Genomic DNA, 24009 nt, shown 5'->3' with positions numbered 1-24009 from the left:
TACACTGCAGCCATTGTAGAGATCCCGAACTCTTTTCGGGTGTGAGATTAAGGAAAACGCATGTTTACAGCTACTGATGTGTTAAAGCCAGAATTCAATGAGCAGTCGCTTGCTGATCTTTGGACGCTTATCTCACCATTATATATGGTGGATGAAACCCAATGGCTAGAGCAACTTCTGCCGCTAGCTACCCCTTCTGAGTCTGAAAAGCAGCAAATCACAGACAAAACGACATCATTGATCGAAGCTATCCGTGCGGATAAAACTTCAATTCAGATGATCGATGCGCTGTTGCTTGAATACAGTTTAGATACTCAAGAGGGCATCTTGCTGATGTGTCTGGCGGAAGCCTTGATGCGTATTCCTGATTCAGCAACGGCTGATGCGCTGATTCGCGACAAACTAAGCGTTGCGGATTGGAAATCTCACTTAAAGAACTCTGATTCAGTATTTGTTAACGCATCGACTTGGGGCCTAATGTTAACAGGCAAGGTTGTTGGACTTTCATCAAATGAACAGAGCGCTGGCCAAGCGGTTAACCGTTTAGTCAACAAGCTTTCTGAGCCGGTGATTCGTAAAGCGATGCACCAAGCGATGAAGGTGATGGGTCACCAATTTGTTCTTGGCCGCAGTATTGCTGAAGCGCAAAAAAACGGTAAGTCTATGCGTGACAAAGGTTTTACCTATTCGTACGACATGTTAGGTGAAGCGGCACTGACTACTGCAGACGCAAATAAATACTTCAAAGATTACCTAATGGCGATTGAAGCCGTAGGTCGAGACACCTATGTTTCTTCAAAATTAAGCCCAGCACCGTCTGTTTCTATTAAGCTTTCTGCGCTTCACCCACGTTATGAAGTGGCGAACGAAGACCGCGTACTGACTGAACTTTGCGACACGCTAGAGCAGTTATTGCGCCGAGCAGTAGAGCTTGATGTTGCGATTACGATTGATGCTGAAGAAGCGGATCGCCTAGAGCTTTCTCTAAAATTATTCGAAAAACTGTACCGCACTGATCTTGTGAAAGGTTGGGGTAAATTTGGTCTGGTTATTCAAGCTTACTCAAAGCGCGCACTACCGGTTCTAGTATGGCTAAACCGCTTGGCGAAAGAGCAGGGTGATTTAATCCCGCTTCGCTTAGTGAAAGGCGCGTACTGGGACAGCGAAATCAAATGGTCACAGCAAGCTGGCTTTACTGATTACCCAGTTTACACACGCAAAGAAGCGACAGACGTAGCTTACCTTGCATGTGCACGTTACCTACTGAGCCCAAGTGTTCGTGGCAATATCTTCCCGCAGTTTGCGAGCCACAATGCTCATACGGTTTCAGCTATTGCCGTCATGACCGACCATAAAGATTTTGAATTTCAACGCTTACACGGCATGGGTGATTCTCTTTATAACCATGCGATGGAAGCTTACCAACAGTCGGTACGTATCTACGCACCTGTTGGCAGCCACAAAGATCTACTGCCATACCTAGTACGTCGCTTGCTAGAAAACGGCGCAAACAGCTCGTTTGTACACCGTCTAGTTGATGCGCGTTGCCCTGTAGCAGAGCTGACTCAACATCCTGTCGATATGCTTCTTGCGTTCGATACACTGCATAACACTAAGATTCCATTGCCACCGGCGGTATTCCCAGAGCGTAAAAACTCTTACGGTGTGAACATCGATATCGAAAGTGAAGCGCATCAGTTTGAAGAGCAAGTAAAAGCGTTCCTTAATAATCAATGGACTGCTGGTCCTGTGATCAACGGTGAATCTCTTGCCGAAAGCATGATCAAGGCTGATCAGAACGTTGAGCAAGTGACTGCACCTTATGATCGTCGTATTAATGTCGGTCAGGTGGCTTTCGCTAACCTTGATCATGTTTCCGCAGCGATCACTGGCGCAGATGCAGCATTTGCTGATTGGAACGCAACTTCGGTTGAAACCAAATCGGCGGCACTTGATAAACTGGCTGATCTGATGGAAGACAACCTAGCTGAATTGGTAGCGATTTGTCACCAAGAAGCAGGTAAAACAATTCACGATAGCGTTGATGAAGTACGTGAAGCGGTCGACTTCTGTCGTTACTACGCAAAACAAGCTGACAACCTACAAGGTTTCGAACTAAAAGGCTTTGATGGCCAAACACGAATCGCTTCGCGACAAGGTCGTGGTGTGTTCGTTTGTATCAGCCCTTGGAACTTCCCTCTAGCTATCTTCCTTGGCCAAATTACAGCAGCTTTGGTTGCGGGTAACACGGTTGTGGCTAAGCCTGCCGAGCAAACAAGCTTGATTGCTGCTCGCGCAGTGGAACTGATGAATGAAGCGGGTTTCCCTGCTGGCACGATTCAGTTACTGCCGGGGCGCGGTGCTGAAATCGGCAGTGCGCTTACTAGCCATGATGCGATTGCTGGCGTTGCCTTTACGGGTTCAACACCGACAGCACAACGTATCAACGTGTCACTGGCAAGTCGCAATGCTAAACCTGTTCCGTTTATCGCGGAAACTGGTGGTCAGAACGCAATGATCGTCGACAGTACCGCACTGCCTGAACAGGTGGTTCGTGATGTGATTCGTTCGGCATTTGCTTCAGCAGGCCAGCGTTGTTCTGCATTGCGTGTGCTTTACATTCAGGAAGACATCGCAGACCGCGTGGTTGGATTGATTCACGGTGCAATGGACGAACTGAGTGTAGGTATCCCGCATCTTCATAAAACAGATGTTGGTCCTGTTATCGACCAAAATGCGAAACAGAAGTTGTTGGCTCACTTAGAAAACATGACCAATACCCAGAAGAAGGTGGCTCAACTTTCTTTAGGTGCTGATTGTGAACATGGTGATTTTGTTCCACCAAGTGCTTTTGAAATTGATGACATCAGCTGCTTGAAAGAAGAACAGTTTGGCCCTGTGCTGCACATCGTTCGCTTCAAGGCGAGTGAGTTAGCGCAAGTGGTAGACCAAATTAACCAAACCGGTTTTGGCTTGACCATGGGTATTCACAGCCGTAACGAGACAACTTACCGTTGGATCGAAAAACACGTGCGCGTGGGTAACTGCTACATCAACCGTGACCAAGTGGGCGCCGTTGTTGGGGTTCAACCATTCGGCGGTCAAGGTTTGTCAGGTACTGGCCCTAAAGCGGGTGGTCCTCACTATCTATACCGTTTTACAGATGTTCATTTCTCTCAATCACAAGACAAGGCATAAGGAGCAGTATTATGGTTCATCAAGTGACAGGTTTTTCTGATGCTTTGTTAGCGTGGGAACAATGGAATCTTACTGATTTTGATCATAAGAGTGCTCAGGTACTTTCATTGAAATCAGAGATCGAAAGTCAATCTGCGCCTTTGGCTGCAGTGGCGACTTATCATCTAGAACAAGCGTCAGCACTGCTTGCTGAGCATCACCTTATGGCTGGTCCTACGGGCGAAACCAATGAGTTGTATGCTGCGGGCCGCGGTGTGGCTTTGGTGATTGTTGATGATTGCGAAGAGAAAGTGCCCGCACTGCAAACTGCAACAGCGATGATTACTGCAGCACTATTGGCAGGTAACAGCGTTCAATTGTGCAGTGATGACGTGCAGTTCAACACCTTAATTGCAGATGCCGCGAAACAAGCGAATCTACCAACCAACTTGGTGCAGGTTGCTTCGTACGACGCTGCTCAACAGCTGCTGTCTTGCGATGTGCGAAGCGCGGGTTACGTAGGTAATTCACAAACGGCACAAGCTATCAATTTACAGCTTGCTAAGCGTGACGGTGCAATCGTCGGTTTAGTGGCTGAAACGGATCTGACCGCAATGAATATTGCCAATGATCCACACCTATCGCTGCGCTTCATTACCGAGCGTACGCGAACTATAAATATAACAGCCGTGGGCGGTAACGCGACCTTGCTCGAACTTGGAAGTGAAGCTCACTAACCTTCAGTAAAATTGGCTCTAAGTACTTTTGGTTTTCTCCATTGTTGGGTTTTCCCATCTTTGGTTTTCTCCCCTAGCGCCTTGGAGCCTCAATACCTAACTCAATGCACTCGCTTGCCTTTACGGTGAGTGTCTTGCATTGAATTAGGCATGGAAGGCTTTCTACAAAATGAGGACTATCAAATGATAGAAAACAGTTTTGCAATAACGACGACGTTCATTGCGTATCTAATTATGATGCTAGCGATCGGTGTTATTGCTTACAAACGTACATCTAACTCAACTGACTACTTCCTAGGTGGTCGTTCGTTAGGCCCATGGCCTGCTGCACTTTCTGCTGGTGCATCAGACATGAGTGGTTGGTTGCTACTTGGCCTGCCTGGTTACGCTTACGCTGCTGGCTTTGAAGCATTTTGGCTTGCTGGTGGCCTACTTGTTGGTACTTGGGCAAACTGGTTAATCAGTGCAAAACGTCTACGTACTTACAGCATTACGACTGAATCACTGACGCTGCCTGAGTTCCTATCTCGTCGCTTCAACGATAATTCTAAGCTGATCCAAACAATTTCTGCTTTCTTTATCCTTTTATTCTTCCTTTTCTACACAAGTTCAGGCTTGGTAGCCGGTGGTAAATTGTTTGAAACGGTATTCGGCCTAGATTACACAACAGCGGTAATCATCGGCACGGTATGTGTGGTTTCGTACACTCTGTTTGGTGGCTTCCTTGCGGTATCTTGGACTGACTTAGTTCAAGGCCTGCTAATGTCTGCTGCGCTATTGATTGTACCAATCGCAGCAATGAACGGTGGCCTTGGTCAGCTATCTAGCGACCTGCACAACATCAACCCAGAGCTTCTAACGCTATGGAATGATGCGAAAGGTGAACCACTGTCTGCTATTGCGATCATCTCGCTAGCGGCATGGGGCTTGGGTTACTTCGGTCAACCACACATCTTGGCTCGTTTTAAAGCAACTCGTTCAAACAAAGATCTTGTGACAGCACGCCGCATTGCGGTTATCTGGACTGCACTGTCTATGGTTGGTGCAATGCTAGTGGGTCTTGTTGGTCTAATTTACGTGACTAACTCTGGCGCGCCTAAACTAGACGATGGCGAGAAGATCTTCATGCTTCTTGTTAACGCAATGTTCCACCCAGTAATCGCCGGTATCCTACTTGCTGCAATCCTAGCGGCAATCATGAGTACTGCTGATTCACAACTTCTTGTTTCTTCATCTGCAATGGCAGAAGACTTGTACAAGCAAATTCTGAAGAAAGACGCAACGTCGGAAGAGATTGTTCGTGTAGGCCGTTTCGCGGTTATCCTAATCTCTCTGATTGCACTTGTTCTAGCGATGACACCAGACAGTTCAGTTCTTGGCCTTGTATCTTACGCATGGGCAGGTTTTGGTGCTGCGTTTGGTCCAGCTATCGTGTTGAGCCTGTACTGGTCTCGTATGAACCGTAACGGCGCTCTAGCGGGTATCGTGGTTGGTGGTGTTACGATTGTTCTTTGGAAACAGTTCACGGGCGGTTGGTTCGATGTTTACGAAATCGTACCGGGAATCATCCTATCGACTCTTTCTATCGTTATTGTGAGCCTAATTACTGGCGAACCAGAAGACGAAGTTAAGAAGCAACACGCTGAATTTAAGAAGAACCTAGTTGAGCTAGACTAATTTACATTGTAAAACAGATGTGAATTAGCAACGAACATTAGCTAAAAATAATAGAGTCACTTCGGTGGCTCTATTTTTTTGACTATACCCCAATGCTTTGACCTTTCGACCTTTGTTGCGTCTGGCAAGTTGAGTGTATTGAGCATGTTTACCTTGTTGGTGACGCTGGCTAAGTCATACTTCTAGGCTCGGAGCATTTCAGTTCCCACAGGGATACATTACTCTTGCTAAGAGCTGTTGAGTAAATGAATAGGAAGGTAGTAGTGCCTCAAGTAATCCCGAATATTGGCTTTAACCATGAAAAAACGGCGCAGGCTGAGCTGGAGTTGGTGCCCTTGTCTCGGCTCTATTCAGAAAGCAATATTTATCATGACCCTCAACTGCCCCATCGTGTCAGCTTCTTCCTGATTTTGTTTATCGAGCAAGGCTCTGGCACGCACATGGTCGACTTTGAGGATTACCCTTTTAGCCAAGGGAGCGTGTTGTTCATTCAAAGAGAGCAGGTGCACGCCTTTGATTTTAGTAATAAGCCACAAGGCACTGCGGTTTTGTTTACTCAAGCGTTCTTAGACAGCGTTCACGCTAACATGAAGTTGCCGAACTACACGCCTACTCATTTGAACAAGGCGCACTCGGTATTATTGTCACTAGACGAGTCCCACCAAGATCGGACGCGAAGTCTCATACAGCAAATTAAGACGGAACTGAAACAGTCAGAATCCGATCCCTTGATTGTGATGTACCTGTTCTCAGCACTAGCACTGGTTCTTCATCGCCTGCGACCAGAAGTGAAGCAAGACGCCTTGAGCTTGCAGCAGAACATTAAGTTTGCCCGCTATTTTGAGCTTCTTCAAAACAACTACCTGCGCGTGCGTGATGCAAACTGGTACGCCAATCAAATTAACACCACCTACAAGACGTTGAACCAAGTGTGCAAAGTCGCAACGGGGTTAACTGCCAAGCAAATCATCGATTCTTTTACCGTTTTAGAAATGAAGCGTCAGCTGGTGGTAACCAATATTACGTCTCAAAAAATGGCGTCGGATTTTGGTTTTGAAGACGCCAGTAATTTTGTTAAGTACTTTAAAAATCATACTCAAATGACGCCGAGCGAGTTTCAAAAGAAATATTCCAAGCCTTCCCTCTCTGAATAGTGAATGGGTCGACACGAATCATCTAAGGTTCGATATCTACCATTTTTCTGCCTAAATCCACTCTGCCGTGAGTCTCTCTCGTTGATTAATATAGTTTCCAAGCCAACGAGAGGACTTTAAAAATGAAAACAATAACTAAATCTACATTACTAGCGGCAAGCGTATTTAGCGCTTCTACTTTCGTAACCATTGCGACTGCCCAAGAGCTGTCTATTCAAGAAAAAGCGGTAGCGGTTATTTCGAGCATTGAAACGGGCGACGCAAAAGCGGTGAGCTACATTAACCCTGAAAAGTACATTCAACATAACCTAGCTGTTGGCGATGGCTTAGCGGGCTTTGGTGAAGTGCTACAAATGCTGCCTGAAGGCTCTGCGAAAGCACAAGTGACGCGCTCATTTCAAGATGGCGACTATGTTGTCATTCATACTGAATATAACTTCTTTGGTCCGAAAGTCGGCTTTGATGTGTTCCGCTTTGAAGATGGACAGATAGTTGAGCATTGGGACAACCTGCAAGAAATTGCCAAGCCAAACGCAAGTGGACGAACTCAATTAGATGGCGCGACTAAAGTCGTAGATCTCGATCAAACAGACAAAAATAAGCAGTTGGTCAGTGGTTTCGTTAAAGACATCCTGATCGGCGGTGATATGGCGAAGATGAATAACTATATCGATAATGAAGACAGTGCTTACTTACAGCACAACCCAGGAGTAGCCGATGGTCTAAGCGGTTTGGGTGAAGCTTTGGGTGCGCTAGCAGAAGCGGGTATGCCAATGGTTTATACCGCCAACCATAAGATTTTAGGCCAAGGTAACTTTGTGTTGTCGATTAGTGAAGGCCAGTTCATGAATAATCACGTTGCTTTTTATGATCTATTCCGTGTTGATAACGGAAAAATCGTAGAGCACTGGGATACCATCGAAACCATTCCTGCTCGTTCAGAGTGGAAAAATGACAATGGTAAATTTGGCTTTTAAAATGTGAGCTAAATTTAACCAAACATGGTTTGCTTAAGCGGTACTTTCGTAGAGGAAGTGCCGTTTTTTTATCGATCAATTTGATGACTAAGACGGGGGAAGTACTGTCGTTATGGGGTTTTACAATGTAAATCGAAACCGCATGAACGAGGGAGGATAAATGGAAGAAGAAGGATCTTGATGGCGTTTGATGTCAAAAAACGAAAGAGAAAAATGGCTATTTTTTGAACTTGGCGCTCACTTTTGTGATTAGCTCGGTGAATAGTGCAACCAAATTCGACATGATGTGTCAATTGTCAGTAACCACTAAAGACCTATAGGACAAAGGTATGCCTGATCTCTATTGCAAAGGATGTAAAAAAACAACACTACATAAGTCTATAATGAAACGTTGTGAATCTGAGCCCGAGACAACCTCTGGCCGTATGATGCAATGGACGTCAAAGCTATTTAGTGGAAACCTGTATTACGATATGGAAACTCAGCACTTCTGTCGAACGTGTAATTGTCGTTGTGAAACAGGAAGTACAGTTCCCCAAGTTGGAATGGCTTAACTTATAGTAAGTGCTTACCAACCTAGATAAAAAACCTCCTTAATGGAGGTTTTTTTCGTTTTCTATGCCGCTTTGAGTGCAAGTTTTGTATCAATGGCGTTGCCATCAATCTTCACTTCCCATCCATAGTTCGAGTATTCACTTGCGAGTGCTTCAGCAACATCTTTTGATACTGTTACGTGTGTCCATGAGCCAATACCGTATGGTTTGTACGCGAGTTCTTGTGTCTTCATAATAGAGTTATCCTTTCTCTTTGATAATCCCATTATTCACTTTGGCCTATATCCTTTCTTTCGTTTCTGGCTCAACTTATTTGTTATTCGGGTCATTTCTATAATAATTTGTTAATAGTCAAAGATTGATTTATAAGGGGTCTTATCGTTCCATATTGATTTATATTTGATGTGAATACTAATGGCGTATTTAGTTTTTTAAATGTGTGAGCGAGGTTTTCTTCGATTGTTCGTGGTATGGAATATACTGAGCGGAATTTAGAATGTTTAAGGAATGTTATGTCTCAGCATCAACTCGATCGTATCGATAAAGAGATACTAAGAATTCTGCATATGAAAGGGCGTTTGCCTGTTGTTGAGTTGGCAAAGCAGGTCAACCTAACGACGTCCCCTTGTTCTGATAGGTTGAAGCGATTGGAGAAAGAAGGCTACATAACGGGCTACCATGCCGAACTCTGTTCAGAAAAGCTGGGACTCGATGTCCAGGTCTTTATCCATATTCGTCTCGACCAGACCAGCTTCTCGATTTTCGATAAATTCGCCCAAGCGGTTGAAATGATGCCTGAAGTGGAAGAGTGTTATTCGCTGTCGGGTGATTTTGACACCATGATCAAGGTTCGAGTGAAAGACATGAAGGCATACCAAGCGTTTATGGCAACCAAGCTGGGTACACTGCCAGGCGTGATTCAGACTCGCAGCGAAGTGGTGATTGAAGAGCATAAGAAGGGCTTTGGTGTTAACCCTGAGTTGTTGGCCACCCTAAAATAGTGGCCTGCTTTCGCCTTACCAAGGTTATTTAGATATAAAAAATGGAAGCCGATAAGCTTCCATTTTTTGTTGAGCGTCAGATGAGGGCATCAGATTAAGTTAGAGCAAATAAAGCGAGAACAGATAAACTGCTTATAGCGTAATTGCCGCAGAAATTAAGCCAATCACACCACCGAATACTCCGCCCCAAACGACCAACCAGCCAAGGTGTTTCTTGATCATGGCTTGAACCATCTCTTTAACCAGCTTTGGTGTCAGTTCATTCAAGCGCTGATCGATGATCGCTTCAATGTTCTCTTTGATTTCATCCATCATTGCAGGCGATTCAAGTTCATCCTTGATGGCATTTTTTACCGAATCACTCTTGCTGATTTCAATCACAGACTCTTGCATCTTCTCTACAAATGGCGCTTTCATCGGCTGCAGTGCTTCTGTGCCGCCAACCATTGCCAACATGCCACCAAACTGTGAGTTCTCGATAACATGCACCAGTGAATCGAATGCAGGGTTAAAGTCGATCTTCTTAATCACGGGTTCTAGGTTGAGCGATTTACCGCTCATCTCGCTGCTTAGGAAGCGGTCGATATTACCTTCGGTAAAGAATTGTTCCATCATCAGTTGTTTAATAGCCGCCTTGAACTCTTCAAAACGAGCTGGAATAACGCCAGAACCGTATAGACCGGGTACTTTTTCGAACAACATGTGAATCGCAAGCCAGTTGGTGATGGCACCAGAAAAGGCGAATAGGCCTGCATAAAGCAAGTATTGGTTTGCTGTCGCATAGCCGCCAGCAAGCAGTGCTAACGCAATAACGTTAGTTAAGACACTTTTGTTCATGGTTGATCTCTAGAAAGAATACTGCGCGCATTTTAAGAAAAAAACGCCAAGAAAAAAACAAAAGGATCGATGAAGTTTATGGGACAGGTAGGAAAGAGTACCAAATAACAGACATAAAAAAGGCTAGCCTCCCCCCGAAGTCTAGCCTTATTCCAGAACGCGCAAGCGAGGCGTCTTTGGTGTTAATGTCATTATATAATTACGACATAACATTCTGCCACGTGTAATTTACCATTAGTTAACAAATTGGTGTGAATTACGCCGCACTTTTAAAGTAGCACATAAATCAAGCACTCGACGCTTGGTCAAGATTATCGGCAATGAAGCCTCCGGTCTGGTGATTCCACAATTGAGCATAGATGCCATTTTGTGTAATCAGCTCTTGGTGAGTGCCTTCTTCAACGATATTGCCTTGATCGAGTACGATTAAGCGATCCATTGCTGCAATCGTCGATAAACGGTGTGCAATTGCAATCACGGTCTTGCCTTCCATGAGCTCAATCAAGCTCTCTTGAATTGCGGCTTCTACTTCTGAATCAAGTGCTGATGTTGCTTCATCCAGAACCAACAGCGGTGCATTTTTCAGAAGTACGCGTGAGATAGCAACACGTTGACGCTGACCACCCGAAAGCTTAACGCCTCTCTCACCAACTTGAGCATCGTAACCAATGTTACCAAACGGGTCGGTGAGCGTTTCAATGAACTCGTGCGCGTGCGCTTGTTGGGTTGCGGCATACACCTCTTCATCTGTCGCGTCAGGTCGACCGTAAAGAATGTTCTCTTTGATTGAACGATGAAGCAATGAGGTGTCTTGAGTCACCATGCCGATGTTGCTGCGCAGTGAGTCTTGCGTGACATCTGAGATCACTTGGTCATCAATCAGGATGCGGCCATTTTCTACATCGTGGAAACGTAGTAGCAAGTTAACTAAGGTTGATTTACCTGCACCTGAACGGCCAACCAAGCCGACTTTTTCTCCCGGTTTGATGTTGAGGTTTAGGTTGTTAATCACACCCTTGTTCTCGCCGTAGTTAAAGCTCACGTTATCGAAATGGATACCGCCTTGTGGAACGTTCAAAGGCTTCGCGTCTTTTTTGTCTTCAATAGCGATGGGTTTAGATAGCGTTTTAATGCCATCAATCACGGTGCCTAGGTTTTCAAACAGACCGCCGATTTCCCACATGATCCATTTCGACATGCCGTTAATACGCAAAGCCAAGCTGACTGCGATGGCAATTGCGCCCACGGTGATCGCGTTGTCTAGCCACAGGTAGATAGAGATGCCGGCAATACTGAACACCAACAAGTAGTTGGCAAACTCGACGCAGATGTTGAAGCCGGTCACTAAGCGCATTTGGCGATGGACAGTATCTAAGAAACCTTCCATGCCTTCTTCGGCGTATTCTGTTTCTCTTTTGCTGTGTGAGAATAGTTTGACCGTTGCGATGTTGGTGTAGCTATCCACAATACGGCCCGTCATCAACGAGCGAGCATCGGCTTGCTCAGAAGACACATCTTTGAGTTTCGGTACGAAGTGCAGCTGAATGCTGACGTAAATGAACAACCAAACCAGCATCGGAGCCATCAAGCGCCAATCTGATTCTGCGAGTATGAATAACATTGCCGTAAAGTAGACCGTCACATAGACGAACACATCGACCATTTTGGTCACGGTTTCACGTACTGCGAGCGAGGTTTGCATCACCTTGGTGGCGACACGTCCGGCAAAGTCATCTTGATAGAACGACAAGCTTTGCTTCAAAAGGTAGCGGTGCGCTAACCAACGAATCGACATTGGGTAGTTGCCCAGCAAAGTTTGGTGAAGCAATAGCGAGTAGACGCTGATCAAGATTGGCATCACGACCAACAGTAGAACGCCGAGCCCCATCAGTGTTGATTTATTATCAGCAAGGAAGGTTTCGGGATTGCTTGTTGATAGCCAGTCAACCAGTTGTCCCATGTAGCCGAACAGCGCGACTTCGATGATCGCGATGGTCATGCTCATCAACCCGAGCAAGATCAACGGTTTTTCGAAACCTCGAGTGTAATGGCGGCAGAATGCCAGTATTCCAGTAGGAGGTTGTATCGGCTCTCCCTTTGGAAAGGCTTCAGTAAAGCCTTCAAATTTCTTGTACATAGATTTCCCTTTATAAACTAGTGCATCTATAAGCGACTGCATCGTTGGTGCAGCTTTGTTTTTATAGTCTTGATTTGAAATTTTACCGTCTTAGTTTGAAATTATATAAGCGCCCATGGGTTCTTATAAGCATTGAGTCATTCGATGGGTGTTGTTCAAGCTCTTATCTAAGTACTTGGTTTAAGCGCTTAGCTTTAATTACTTGGCTTTAATCACTTGGTTTTAAGGTTAATTACTTAGTTTTAACCTTAAATGCTTTGTTTAAGCGACGAAGGAAAGATCCAAAGAGTGTCTTTCATGACGCTTATTTTAGATTGAATTAGACAGGAAAAGTTAAGCTTATTTCAAACGTAATTGATGGTTATGCAACGATGATAATCCTAACGTTAAATGGATTGAATTGTAACCAAAACTCGTGGTAAGCGAGAAAATGAAATCGGAATATTTATCCATAAAGCGACTTAACGAATATGCATACAGTTGGTTCTTTCTGATGTGCTGTTATCTCGCAGTAAAAATTACCGATTAATCTAAGATCTGCAGTGATTGTTTGGGATAAATATTCAAATCATTATTATTTTCAGTGAATCTTGTCGTAACAAGTTGTTTACAATTCTGAGGTAAATAAAAGATAGGGACGGTTGAAATGTTAAACCTACACAAAAAATCACTTCATATTACTAATGTTCAAAACGCCAATTGCGTTGTTATGGTTCCGCCAAAAGAGTTTCGATTTAACGAAGAAACAGCACGTGATAACGAGTTTCAGCACAGAGTCAATCTGACTGAAGCTGAGGTGAAGCTGGAAACGATGGCTGAATTTAAGGCTATGGTGGCTTCGTTGCGTAAAGAAGGTGTGCAAGTTGTAGAGTTTGATTACCCAGAATTGGGTGTCGAAACCCCTGACGCAGTGTTCCCAAACAACTGGTTCAGTACTTGTAGTGATGGAAGTTTATTCACTTTCCCTATGGCCTGTGAAAACCGTCAGCATGAAGTTAAGCCTACTGCTCTTATTGAAGTGTTGGAAGCGTCTGGTCGCATTGTTAACCACAGTGAGTCTATGGAGTCGTACGTTGCTCAAGGTTCTTATCTAGAGAGCACCGGTGTGATGGTTATCGATCACATCAATAAGACGATCTATGCGGCGCTTTCTCAGCGTTGCGACCGTGAAGTATTAGAAGATTATGCGAAGCGTATTGGTTATTCTCGCGTGGTTTCGTTCCAAACGGCATTACCGTCTGGTCAGCCGATTTATCACACCAATGTGATGATGGCGATTGGTGATAACTTCTGCGTGATCTGTGATGAAGTGATTCCTGAGTTTGAACGCCGCTTTGTGGTGAAATCTCTTGCCAAAGACAAGCAAGTTATCTCGATCTCGATCGATCAGATGAACCGATTCTGCGGCAACATTCTGCAATTGGAAACCGTGAATGGCGATAAGGTAATCGCGATGTCTCAGTCGGCTTACGATGCATTTTCTCCAGCTCAATTAGCTCAGCTTTCGACACACGGAAAGCTACTGCCATTTAACGTGAAAACGATTGAAGACATCGGTGGTGGTTCGGTGCGGTGCATGTTGGGTGAGGTATTTTTACCAACGCGAGTGAATCGTCTGTAACAAGTATAGAAGGTATAACAAGCACTCATTTTAGCAATGAATCTTTGAATACCACTCTCATCGTAGAGTGGTATTTTTGTTTTTATCTATCTTTGTATCGGTCTACCAGAAGTAAGAAAACAGAAATAACAAAACCAGATTTTGGTACAAGAGCTAGCGCGCCAGCGGAAAAAAAGCTAACAGAGAAAAGCTATGAAGCGTCCTTAAAAGCTCTGTGTTCGATAAACTGAGCCGACAGTGCCACGACTTCCTTAGAGTAGACAAGCGCCGTGTGGTTGAGTTTGAGAGCGTAAGTATCCGTTGCCCCTCTCAGGTTTGCGTCTTCGAGTGTTACCGTGCCATCGCCTGGATTTTTTCCCAGTACAATACGTCCAACTCCGGCGTCGTAAGTGCCTGTAATCACGCCAATCGGCACATCAATATCGTAGTCACCCAAGCCATCACTTAAGATCATTTTGCTCGAACCAAATATAAATCCAAGCCCATGATTAGACAGTGTTTTGGCGATGGTTGCCCCGTTGTGCGGAGTGCCTGCTGTAATAATGCAGGTGTCGGCGAAGTGTGGTTGGTAGAATTTAAAGTAATGACGAATCAGCAAGCCACCCAGTGAGTGACCGAAAAAATAGACCTCATCATACTCATTAAAACGAGCATTCACGAAACGATTGAGACGTTTGGCTGCAGAAGGGAAACGCAGAGAGTTGTAGGCAAATTTGTGCGTTGTAAAGCCACGTTTTTTGAAGTTCCTATCCAGATACTGCATGATCAACGCAGGCATATATAGACCATGAATTAAAACTATATGTTTGTTTTTATTATTCATTTTTATCCTCCGTATGATGGTATCTCCAGTATATTTAGTCGCAAATCTAAACTCAATAAAACTTGCTACTAATGGGACACAAAAGACAGAGGTGTGCATTATAGACAGGACGTTTGTTATAGATAGAGCGTTCGTTATAGAAAGAATGCGCGTTATAGACAAAGAGTGCTTGATAGACAAAGAGTGGGTTAATCCGATCGCACTCCACCATAAACATCAATGGTTAAGCCACCTTCTTTGGCATAGGTATTCGGTGTTAATCCGATGGTTTTCTTAAGGTAGCGAATCAGGTGTGGCTGGTCGCTAAATCCAAACTGGTAGGCGACGTCTATCCAATCAATGTCATCAAAATTTCGCTTATAAAGGTATTCGAGCATCGCCGCGAGTTTGTTCATTGATTGGCACTGTTTCAATGTCAGTCCTGTCACCTTGTTAAAGCTTCTTTCTAAGGTGCGTTGCGAGCAAAACAGTTTGTCGCCGAGCTCGGCAATCGGTGTTGTACCAAGCACTTCTAACACTTTTCGGGTGAGTTCGCTGTGTCTGTCGGTTTTACCTGTCGATAGCCAAGGTTGCAGCAATTTATCCAACTGCTGACAACAAGCTTCAAAGTCGGCTTGAGCGAGCTTAATCAGCGACATTGCTTCGGCATTAGGGTTACCTAACAAATTCGCGAGATCGATAGGGTTAACACTGTCTAAGCTGGGGTGCGGGCAGTCTGGAATATTTAACGAGTACAGGGCGCCAACATGGAACTTGATACCCAAATGAATAAATGGCTTTGAGTGATCCAGTTCAATCGCTTTATGGTGTGGCAGCAGTAAATGGCTGCCAACCCCTTGATCGACTTGTTGCTCTATCGTGTAGTGATAAGGCTGCTCGCTTGGAGACAGAATCAAGTGTGCTGAAGGATCAGGGTTGAGCTTGGGAAATTGATGAGTTTCGGCGTCGGGCGTTTTCTCGATCAGCCAATAACAATCAATGTATTGAGCAACAACAGAGGATTTTGGAGACTGTAACCAATTGATCATTAGACCTTCTATTTCAGATGACTGTCACCTCCAACTATATGTGGATATCGTTGGAGGTGACAGTTTTTAAGAGCATCTATTATTAGAACTTAGTCTTGATGTTTGGTAATCCGCATCATGGCTGAGTTGTTTTCTTTAGCTAGCTAAAATCAAACTGCAAGATGCGATGTTTTGATGATAACCCAGCGCGTTTAATGGCCTTTTGTGCGCCAATATTGCTGCTTTCTGTGGAGCAAATAACGTCCAAACCTTGCTGGTTAGCGTGCTGCTTTAGAAAGTGAATAACACGCGTTGCTAAGCCTTTACCGCGTTCTTGTTGTGCGACAATCATACCTAAGTCGGCAAACTGTGTTTGATGCTCATCGAACTTACGGCACTCTCCAGTAGCGAGAATGTCGTCACTTTCCGAGTAGCCCCATAGCTCTTGACGGGCAATCAAATTACCGTAGTAACCGGTGAGCCACTCTTTTGGCGCGCCAATCGCTGATGAAGCAAACTCAACGAACTGCTCCAGTTGTTCTTCTGTCGCGAGGCTCATCTCTATCTTTTCAATGCGGTCTGAATCACAATCAGATCTGGCTTGAGAGTTTTGGCGGTACATCATCGCATTAACTTTAAATGACTCTGTGATGTCGACACACAGTGATAAATATTGTGGCTCAGCGGTGCTCACGAATGCGCCTTTCACCTTACCAATCACAGAGCTGTTGTTCTCTACGATTAAGGTGAACAAGCTTTCAATATGAGTGCTGGCTGTTGGTGCTAGGTAGAACTGAAGTAAGTAGCCTTCGCCATTCAATACGCAATAACCGACAAGATTACCGTTTTCGTAAAAACCAAAATGGTCAGACATTGGCACAAAGCCAAAATGCCACATGCCATCGAGTGGCGCTGTTGACTCAGCAAAGTAAGCCGTTTTAAGTTCGCTTAAGTCACTAAGTGTTGAGATTTTTTTGATGTCTAACATTGTTTGAATTCCTGCTGTCTTGATTCGGAAGAGGCGTGGTCGTCATCTTGTTCTCAGGTACGTCAATTGACGATGAGCTAATTGATTAGCTGAGCCACGTTTCAATAACAGCAATTGTAGGCGGCCGCTTGAGGCCGGTATTGAATAAAAACGACAGTTTTGAAAGGTGTGTGGGTGTTAACAGAAGAGCTGATGTTAATTGAAAGAGGGCAAGATATTTTGCCCTCTGCTGAACTTATTGATTGGGACGTTGAATCGGGCGCATTACTTTCCTGAGTCTTCAGCTTTGATGAGTTTTGTATCGACAGTTTCACTGTTTAACTCAGGTTCAACTAAGACCTTTATCACGCCCTTTTGTAGAATCAGGTTGTTGGGGTAGGTGATAATGTTGCCCGAACTGTGTCGAAGAATAACGTGGAACATGGTGATATCGATGATCACACCGCTGATGTCTTCGTCTTTCTCCGCGACTCTTACTCTGTCGCCAATGCGATAAGGGAAGACGAAAAATATTAGTACGCTGGCTGTGAGGTTACTTAGAATCGACCATTGCGCGAATAAAGCGACACCCAGCACCGCAAATATGGATGACAAGAACAGCGAAATATCACCAAAACCCAAGTTAAGAACAATCGTAAACACAGCGATGAAGAGTAGAAACAGAACGATATTGAAACACTTAATCACGAACTGCTTTCGCTTCAATTCGACGCGCTTATTTTCCGCTAATGTTTCTATCCAGTTTTTCCCCAAGCGTTTTATCACCCAATACACAGTGATAAGAAGTAAACCTAAACCCACTTGTTTAAGCCACATATTGGATTGCAAAAACTCAACCATTAAATAAACCTCAATTTTTTCAAAATAATGACCTCTGCCGCTATGACCACGAGCAGCCCAATGCAAAATAGTGGGAATGCTATTGGGTTATCTGTTCCGGGTATTCCTGCAATATTGACACCCAGCAAACCGGTGAAAAACCCAGCAGGGAGGAAAATACCCGCAATGATAGAAAATAGGTACGTATTTCTATTCATTTTTTCAGCTTGTTGCTGACTTAGGCTCGCTAAAAATACATTAATTTGTTCGATGTAAAACTCAACAGACTCATTAATTCTCAGGATGGTATCAAGGCTGTTCTTTATATGACTGTTGTGCTTACTCAATGGTGCAGGCAGGTCACTCATTAAGTCCTCAAAAACGTATTTCTGTGGCTTCAAATAGCGCCTTAGTCTAAGTAGCCTTGAATGCAGAGCGTTAATCGATCTTATGTCGATATTGGATGTAGATTCTAACTCGTCAATCAAGAGTTCGACGGGTACTAGGAAGGTTGAAATGCTGTGGTTGATTCCACGTATCATGCCCAGTAATACATCAGGTAATGATGTCGGGCCTTGGTTTTGTTTGAGATCGGATATCAGATTACTGACCGCTTTTGAAGGAACTTTGCGTGTCGATATTAAAGTGCCTTTGTACCATAAGATGCGTAGGCTAAGCATGTCGTCAGGGTTAGCACCTTCGTTTAGATTAATGCCTCGCAGAATCATCAAAAAACAGTCGTGGCCAAATTGTTCAAATCGAGGGCGGGTGTCATCAGTGAGTAATGAATCGATTATGGCATTTGGAACCGTATTACTGTGGAGCCATTCTCTCAAACCGTCAGCATCTCTTTGGCAGTGATACCAAGTTGATTGCTCGAATGAGGCTGGGCTGGTGGTGTGTTCATGTGCCACACCCTCAGAAAATTGCCAGCTTAAAATTATGAAAGCGTCCATTCATTTGTCCTTAATGATATGACGTAAACATTGATATTGCGGCGCCATTCAGGTGCCGTATTGAACTGAGCTTAATCGTGGTAAGTTCAATGAGCGATGTGAGTGAGATAAAGTCTAATAAGACAGGTTGGTCTTTGGAGCACGACGGACTGTTCCATTATTGTCTCTATTAAATGTAGCTCATTGTTTCGTCGTTATAAATTAACACTCTGGATCCATGTTAGCGACGAAAAAAAAAGAAAAGACCGAGGTCTTTTCTTTTTCGGGGAAGTTGAGGAGAGCTTGCTCAGGCAACTCGAGTTTTCCGATGATTTACATAAGCAAAAACACTACCGACACGAAGCAAAAATATCTTGGTTCTCTCGGTATTCTTTGGTTTGTACATCCATTAGGCCGAGTAAAGAGTCGAACAGGTTGTCTTGGGAGAAGCTCTGTTCTTTGCCTGTCTTTCTTAAGCAGGTTTGGTTTATCCCTTTCTGCTCGGCGAAACCATCAGACATCCACATGATCATAGGCACATGGGTTTGCTCTTTCGGTGCCAATGAATAAGGCATGCCGTGTAAGTAGATGCCATTTTCTCCCAATGATTCTCCGTGATCGGAAATGTACATCAGCGCGACATTGTACTTATCGGTGAGTTTCTCTAGCTTCTGAATAGCCTGTGATAGAAAGAAATCTGTGTACAAGATGGTGTTGTCGTAGGTGTTGACCACTTGCTCTTTGGTGCAGTTTTCGATATCAGAACGTGGGCAGTCTGGCATAAACTTCCTATGTTCTTCAGGGTAACGTTCATAGTAAGTTGGCCCGTGAGAACCGGAAATATGATAGAAAAGGATGTTATTTTCAGTTAGATCTTGTGTATCTTGTTCGAAGTTCTCTAGCATGGCTGTGTCATAGCACACATCTTTATTACACAGCGGGTCGCTGTCTTTGGCGACGAGAGTCATTTCTTTGATTCGATGTGCGACCGCCTTGTCTCCACCATCGTGCTCTCGCCAGATAGAATGAATGCCCGCGCGATTCATAATGTCGACCACGTTATCTTGGTTGTAGGCTTTGTCGCGATCGTAGTTGCTTCGGTTCATGTTAGAAAACATACATGGCACAGAAACCGCAGTGGCTGTTCCGCATGACTGGACATCAGAGAAAAAGATCGGGTTATAGGGTTTGGTATGAGCATTGGTTTCTTTCTCATAGCCATAATATTGGTAGTTATATACACGTGCAGTTTCACCAAGAACAAACACCAATAAGGTTGGTTTTTCAGCTTGTTTAGCTTCTGGTTTTAGCTGCGCATCTAAGCCGATTTCTTGGTAAGGAATCGGTTCTTTGATGTAAGTATTGTTGATGTATTTTGCGGTTGAAGCGACGTATTCGGTCGGAATGATCATCTTTTTAAGATGAGAGTTATTACGACCAATCGATGCGTAATCTTTGTAAAACAACCCTGCAATGATGGCAATGAGGATCAAAGAAGACAGCAGCCCTATCGACTTCCAAATCGCAAAATCTTTCCAAGATTCTCTTTCAAGGTTTGTAAACAAAAGAAGCAGTGACGGGACTCCACCCATCAAGACAAACCATAAAATAGAATAGCTGCTTAGGTAGCTAGCGGCTTCTCCGCTGTTGGTTTCGAAGACGTTTTCTATCATTCCATAGTCTACAAAAATGCCGTAGTTGAACATGCTGTAGCTGACTAAAGAAGAAGTAAGTAGTAACAAGATAAAAAAAGCTTTGGCGAATATAGGCCAGTTGAATACTTGAAAGATAAAGTTGAATGCGGCGAGAAAGAAAAATGGGATCGAGATGATAAACCCAATGCTTTCGGCTTGTGAGGCACTAAGAATATTGAACAGTTCGCGTGAGATAGGTAAGTTAATGACAAGCAGGTAATACACAGCCAGCACGAAAGGGAGTTTGTTTATCGACATATTTAAGCGTGGTAGATTCATTGTTTTTTTGATTCCTACGTCTCTTAGTTTTGTTTATTTCTCTTAGCCAAGTTAAATTCTGACTCTTCATCACTGAGTCTAGTCTCGCTATTGTGAAAGCTCTAATACGAGTTCATAAAGTAATTAAGTATTAGATTAAGAGTTTTTTGATTGTCATGAGAAAGGTTTAATGCTGAATTGAATGTTTGGAGATCGATATGAGAAAGAAGCTACTGCAAATTCACTTTACTGAGTGACCTTCATGACAAGGTAGAACAGCAAAGTGAATTTGAGTTATTTACTACAATGTGGTCGTTAGGAGCACATTAGAAGTTGTATGAACCACCGAAGCTAATGCTGCTGAATGCTAGTGTCTTATCGTTTTTGTACGTACCGTAGTCGTTTTCCACGCTTACTGCGTCTGCTTGCGAGATCAAGCGCAGCGTTAGGTGTTCGATTGGCGTGTATTCAACACCAACACCAAAGTGGAAACCCGTACCGCTATCATCATCGTAACTAGCGCTCTTGTTTGCGTTCAAGTCAACAGAACTTAAACCAGCCAAGACGAATGGGCGGATTGTGTTGTCGAATGTGTAACCAAGATTTGCCGATAAAGAAATAGATGTCGGAGACAGTTTTGTAGTCCCTTTTTTGTAGTCTGCGTAATCGTTGTAGCCCAGTTCAACACCTACGATGCGGTTGAATTGGTAGCCGCCATATAGGTTGTAGCCCATACCGTCTGAATCTAAACTGCCTTGACCATCGGTATCAGAATCTTGGTATATGCCAAGACCGCCACCAATGTAAGCACCGCCGTCAGTACCTGCTGCTAAAGCTGGAAGAGAAACTGCGCTGATTAAACCCAGTGCTAATGCTGATTTCGTTATCTTGTTCATCTTTGTTACTCACTCTGTCATGTCTTCAAATGTGATTGTCGGTCACTGTCGATTTTTAATCGTTGTTGGTTTTTGGCCTCTCGACCGTTGTTGACAATTATCCCTGAGTCTTTTGCTCATTACTGTATGGCTTTGTAAGTTGAATCGTTACATAGATAAAAAAATTCACTTTACTGAGTTACCTTTAAGGCAAGGTGGTACAGCAAAGTGAATGAGTATGTTTAGCTTATTCCATGTGGTTCAATCACATTAGAAGTCGTATGAACCACCGAAGCTAACACTATTGAACGCTAGTGTGTCGTTACTGTAAGTCTTGCCACCAATCGTATTATCTACACTTACCGCATCTGCTTGGGAAATAGCACGAAGTGTTAAGTGTTCGATCGGAGAGTATTCAACACCGACACCAAAGTGGAAGCCAGTACCACTGTCATCATCAAACCCTGAACCACTACTTGCATTTAAGTCTACGGAACTCAAACCTGCTAATACGAATGGGCGAATGGTGTTGTCGAATGTATAACCGAGATTTGCCGATACAGAGATAGACGTTGGCGAAAGATCTTCGTAGTTATTTTTGTAGTTTGCATAATCGTTGTAACCTAACTCTACGCCGACAATTCTATTGAATTGGTAGCCGCCGTATAAGTTGTAGCCCATGCCGCTAGAATCTAGGCTTGGAGCACTATCAGTGTCTGAGCCTTGATAAACACTAAGTCCGCCACCTACATATGCGCCACCATCGATACCTGCTGCAAAGGTTGGTAGTGAAACTAAACCGATTAATCCGAGTGCTAATGCTGATTTTTTCATGATGATACCTTGTTAATTCATCCTGTGATGCAAATCACGGTATCGCTGATTTTTGATTTATAAAACCCTCACAAATGAAACCTATCTTTTCATTGATAGTGCGATTGTATGTACTCCTAGAGTTTTCAAGCATTAACGGAGTTTTTGTTGGTTATATCGTTTATAAATAAAATTCATATATTGACAAATAGTTAAATTTGCTAAATAAAACGATGTTTTTTATGGTCTGGGTAGAATTGCATTTATCTAACCTATTGAAAAATAAGGCACAACCAATGAGATTAACATCGTATTGTAGTATTTATTGGTTAGGGTCAGAGAGTTGATTATAGTGATAACAAGGAGAGTTGGATGTTAAACAGAGCAAACACAGGTTTGGTGGTTGTGGACGTACAAGGCAAGCTCGCACGCCTTGTTGATGAGAGCGATATACTGATCTCTAACTGTGGAAAGTTGATTGAGGGTGCGCAAATTTTAGGTCTTCCTATTGTTAGCTTGGAACAAAACCCTGAGAAGCTAGGTGCTACGGTCGATGAACTTAATGACCTATTGAGTGATGCTAAGCCGATACCTAAATTTACTTTCAATGCGTGTGACGAACCTAAATTTGTTGAAGCTGTGCAAGCCAAGGATGTGAAAACTTGGCTGGTGTGTGGCATTGAGGCTCATATTTGTGTCTATCAAACCGCAATGGGGTTGTTGGAACTTGGGTACAAGGTTCAGGTAGTTGGCGACTGTGTTAGCTCGCGAACGGCACTCAACAAGAATCTGGCAATCCGCCGATTAACGGATGCTGGTATCCAAATCACAGGATTGGAAATGAGCTTATACGAGCTAGTGAAAGATTGTCGAGCACCAGAATTTAAGCCCATTCTGTCCTTGATTCGTTAGTCACCGAGAGGTTGTCTGTCGCCACCGCCGCGGTAGGAATCTAGCGCGACCTTCAAGCGACGCAGTTTGTCGCGCGATCGGTTCTTATGATTGACCGCGATTCCCATCGAAAGCACATCCACTAACGCCAACATTGCGTAGCGAGAAGCCGATGGTTTGTAGATGAAGTCGGTTTCCATATGTTTGATAGGTAACAAGATATCCGCAATCTTTGCCAACGGTGTGTCTTGTGGGGTAATCGCTATGATCTTAAGTCCATACTGCTTAGCTAGCTCTGCGGTTTCAGTGATCACTGGTGTAAAACCGGTCGCGGAAATCATCACCATCACGTCATTGGCATCGGCTGTGGCGGCAACCATGCGTGACATTAAGCCGTCGTTGTACGATACCACTGGGTAGCCCAATCGGAACAGTCGGTGTTGCAGTTCTTGTGAGGCGATAGTCGAGCCGCCACCCATGCCGATAGCAATGATCTGCCTGGCGTTATGCAGCCAGCTGACTGCGGTTTCAACGTCTTGCTCTTTGAACAAAGTGCGGTTGATGTCTAGGCTTTGCTTGATCGATTCGTAGATACCTTGATAACCCGTTTGGTCAACAGGTTCGAGGATAAAGCGCTGGCCAACGGTTAGTGTCTGAGCCAACTTAATCTTCATATCACGTACGTTATTGCAGCCGATCGCCTTAGCAAAGCGTGTGATGGTGGCTTCACTGACTTGAGCACCTTCAGCAAGTTCTGTGATACTGGCATTGGCAGCAAAATTAATGTCATCCATGATCAGCTTGGCGACTTTCTTTTCTGCATCACGAAGAACAGGAAAACGCTCTGTTATCTGTGAAATGATATCTACTTCTAAACTCAAGAATCCTGATCCTTTGTTGATGGGGCTAATCGTATTGCTTAGTTTTTAAGAACCTAGCTCATAAGAACTATTCCATTTAAAACTCAGCCATTTAGCACTAATCTATTTAAAACTAAGCCTTAGCCCCGTTAGTATATCTTATTGCTTCGTTGA

The 24009-nt window shown here is 44.0% G+C and carries 20 protein-coding genes; 8 read left to right on the top strand and 12 right to left on the bottom strand.

From position 1 onward, the window contains the following. Positions 1-60 precede the first annotated feature (60 nt). From putA to AC3CID_RS23315, 5 genes are all read left to right on the top strand, one after another. On the top strand, positions 61-3198 hold the full coding sequence (gene putA / locus AC3CID_RS23335) for a bifunctional proline dehydrogenase/L-glutamate gamma-semialdehyde dehydrogenase PutA (protein WP_488527594.1): 3138 nt from the start codon (positions 61-63) through the stop codon (positions 3196-3198). Between the two features lie 11 nt (positions 3199-3209). Beyond that, positions 3210-3914 carry a 1-pyrroline-5-carboxylate dehydrogenase gene (locus tag AC3CID_RS23330; RefSeq protein WP_488527593.1) on the top strand — a complete coding sequence of 235 codons (705 nt, stop codon included), beginning with the start codon at positions 3210-3212 and terminating at the stop codon, positions 3912-3914. Between the two features lie 186 nt (positions 3915-4100). Then, the gene (gene putP / locus AC3CID_RS23325) at positions 4101-5591 is read left to right on the top strand and encodes a sodium/proline symporter PutP (RefSeq protein ID WP_029203037.1); all 1491 of its coding nucleotides are present in this window, start codon (positions 4101-4103) and stop codon (positions 5589-5591) included. A 263-nt stretch (positions 5592-5854) separates the two neighbouring features. Next, entirely contained in the window at positions 5855-6745 is an 891-nt protein-coding gene (locus AC3CID_RS23320) for a helix-turn-helix domain-containing protein (protein ID WP_488527592.1), read from the top strand. 122 nt (positions 6746-6867) lie between these two features. Further along, the gene (locus AC3CID_RS23315) at positions 6868-7722 is read left to right on the top strand and encodes a nuclear transport factor 2 family protein (protein WP_488527591.1); all 855 of its coding nucleotides are present in this window, start codon (positions 6868-6870) and stop codon (positions 7720-7722) included. A 616-nt stretch (positions 7723-8338) separates the two neighbouring features. Here AC3CID_RS23315 and AC3CID_RS23310 read toward each other — a convergent pair. After that, positions 8339-8509, bottom strand: coding sequence for a hypothetical protein (locus tag AC3CID_RS23310; protein ID WP_017078425.1), 171 nt, complete (start codon positions 8507-8509; stop codon positions 8339-8341). A gap of 279 nt (positions 8510-8788) precedes the next feature. Between AC3CID_RS23310 and AC3CID_RS23305 the strand changes: the two genes are divergently transcribed. Then, on the top strand, positions 8789-9277 hold the full coding sequence (locus AC3CID_RS23305; protein WP_004732526.1) for an Lrp/AsnC family transcriptional regulator: 489 nt from the start codon (positions 8789-8791) through the stop codon (positions 9275-9277). Between the two features lie 132 nt (positions 9278-9409). On the opposite strand, the gene AC3CID_RS23300 is transcribed toward AC3CID_RS23305, so the two are convergent. Both AC3CID_RS23300 and AC3CID_RS23295 read right to left on the bottom strand, forming a co-directional pair. Next, positions 9410-10114 carry a DUF445 domain-containing protein gene (locus AC3CID_RS23300; RefSeq protein ID WP_017078426.1) on the bottom strand — a complete coding sequence of 235 codons (705 nt, stop codon included), beginning with the start codon at positions 10112-10114 and terminating at the stop codon, positions 9410-9412. Between the two features lie 286 nt (positions 10115-10400). Continuing rightward, positions 10401-12251, bottom strand: a complete 1851-nt coding sequence (locus AC3CID_RS23295; RefSeq protein ID WP_488527590.1) for an ABC transporter ATP-binding protein — start codon at positions 12249-12251, stop codon at positions 10401-10403. A 646-nt stretch (positions 12252-12897) separates the two neighbouring features. On the opposite strand from AC3CID_RS23295, the gene AC3CID_RS23290 reads away from it, so the two are divergent. Then, the gene (locus AC3CID_RS23290) at positions 12898-13872 is read left to right on the top strand and encodes an arginine deiminase-related protein (RefSeq protein WP_004732521.1); all 975 of its coding nucleotides are present in this window, start codon (positions 12898-12900) and stop codon (positions 13870-13872) included. Between the two features lie 190 nt (positions 13873-14062). On the opposite strand, the gene AC3CID_RS23285 is transcribed toward AC3CID_RS23290, so the two are convergent. The 8 genes from AC3CID_RS23285 to AC3CID_RS23250 all read right to left on the bottom strand — a co-directional run bounded on the left by AC3CID_RS23285 (position 14063) and on the right by AC3CID_RS23250 (position 22105). After that, the gene (locus AC3CID_RS23285) at positions 14063-14695 is read right to left on the bottom strand and encodes an esterase/lipase family protein (RefSeq protein WP_054546024.1); all 633 of its coding nucleotides are present in this window, start codon (positions 14693-14695) and stop codon (positions 14063-14065) included. A gap of 188 nt (positions 14696-14883) precedes the next feature. After that, positions 14884-15723: a helix-turn-helix domain-containing protein gene (locus tag AC3CID_RS23280; protein WP_488527589.1), complete on the bottom strand. Its 840-nt coding sequence runs from the start codon at positions 15721-15723 to the stop codon at positions 14884-14886. 139 nt (positions 15724-15862) lie between these two features. Continuing rightward, a complete protein-coding gene (locus AC3CID_RS23275) occupies positions 15863-16690 on the bottom strand; it encodes a GNAT family N-acetyltransferase (RefSeq protein ID WP_488527588.1) in 828 nt (275 codons plus the stop codon). Positions 16691-16954: 264 nt separating this feature from the next. Further along, positions 16955-17530 carry a mechanosensitive ion channel family protein gene (locus AC3CID_RS23270; RefSeq protein WP_237289958.1) on the bottom strand — a complete coding sequence of 192 codons (576 nt, stop codon included), beginning with the start codon at positions 17528-17530 and terminating at the stop codon, positions 16955-16957. Further along, positions 17530-18465 carry a CorA family divalent cation transporter gene (locus AC3CID_RS23265; protein WP_488527587.1) on the bottom strand — a complete coding sequence of 312 codons (936 nt, stop codon included), beginning with the start codon at positions 18463-18465 and terminating at the stop codon, positions 17530-17532. The genes AC3CID_RS23270 and AC3CID_RS23265 overlap by 1 nt, the downstream gene beginning before the upstream one ends. Before the next feature lie 329 nt (positions 18466-18794). Continuing rightward, positions 18795-20417 (bottom strand): phosphoethanolamine transferase, encoded by a 1623-nt coding sequence (locus AC3CID_RS23260; protein ID WP_488527586.1) that lies wholly within the window; start codon positions 20415-20417, stop codon positions 18795-18797. A gap of 305 nt (positions 20418-20722) precedes the next feature. Next, on the bottom strand, positions 20723-21292 hold the full coding sequence (locus tag AC3CID_RS23255) for a porin family protein (RefSeq protein WP_237289946.1): 570 nt from the start codon (positions 21290-21292) through the stop codon (positions 20723-20725). A gap of 249 nt (positions 21293-21541) precedes the next feature. Next, positions 21542-22105, bottom strand: a complete 564-nt coding sequence (locus AC3CID_RS23250) for a porin family protein (protein WP_146455198.1) — start codon at positions 22103-22105, stop codon at positions 21542-21544. Positions 22106-22456: 351 nt separating this feature from the next. Here AC3CID_RS23250 and AC3CID_RS23245 point away from each other — a divergent pair, with 351 nt between their 5' ends. Further along, the gene (locus AC3CID_RS23245) at positions 22457-22996 is read left to right on the top strand and encodes a hydrolase (RefSeq protein ID WP_473578949.1); all 540 of its coding nucleotides are present in this window, start codon (positions 22457-22459) and stop codon (positions 22994-22996) included. On the opposite strand, the gene AC3CID_RS23240 is transcribed toward AC3CID_RS23245, so the two are convergent. After that, positions 22993-23856, bottom strand: a complete 864-nt coding sequence (locus AC3CID_RS23240) for a MurR/RpiR family transcriptional regulator (protein ID WP_017075657.1) — start codon at positions 23854-23856, stop codon at positions 22993-22995. The two genes, AC3CID_RS23245 and AC3CID_RS23240, sit on opposite strands and share 4 nt — an antisense overlap. Between the last annotated feature and the right edge of the window lie 153 nt (positions 23857-24009).

The organism is Vibrio sp. QJM3NY_21, assembly GCF_057785975.1.
This window is presented reverse-complemented; position numbering and strand designations above follow the sequence as displayed.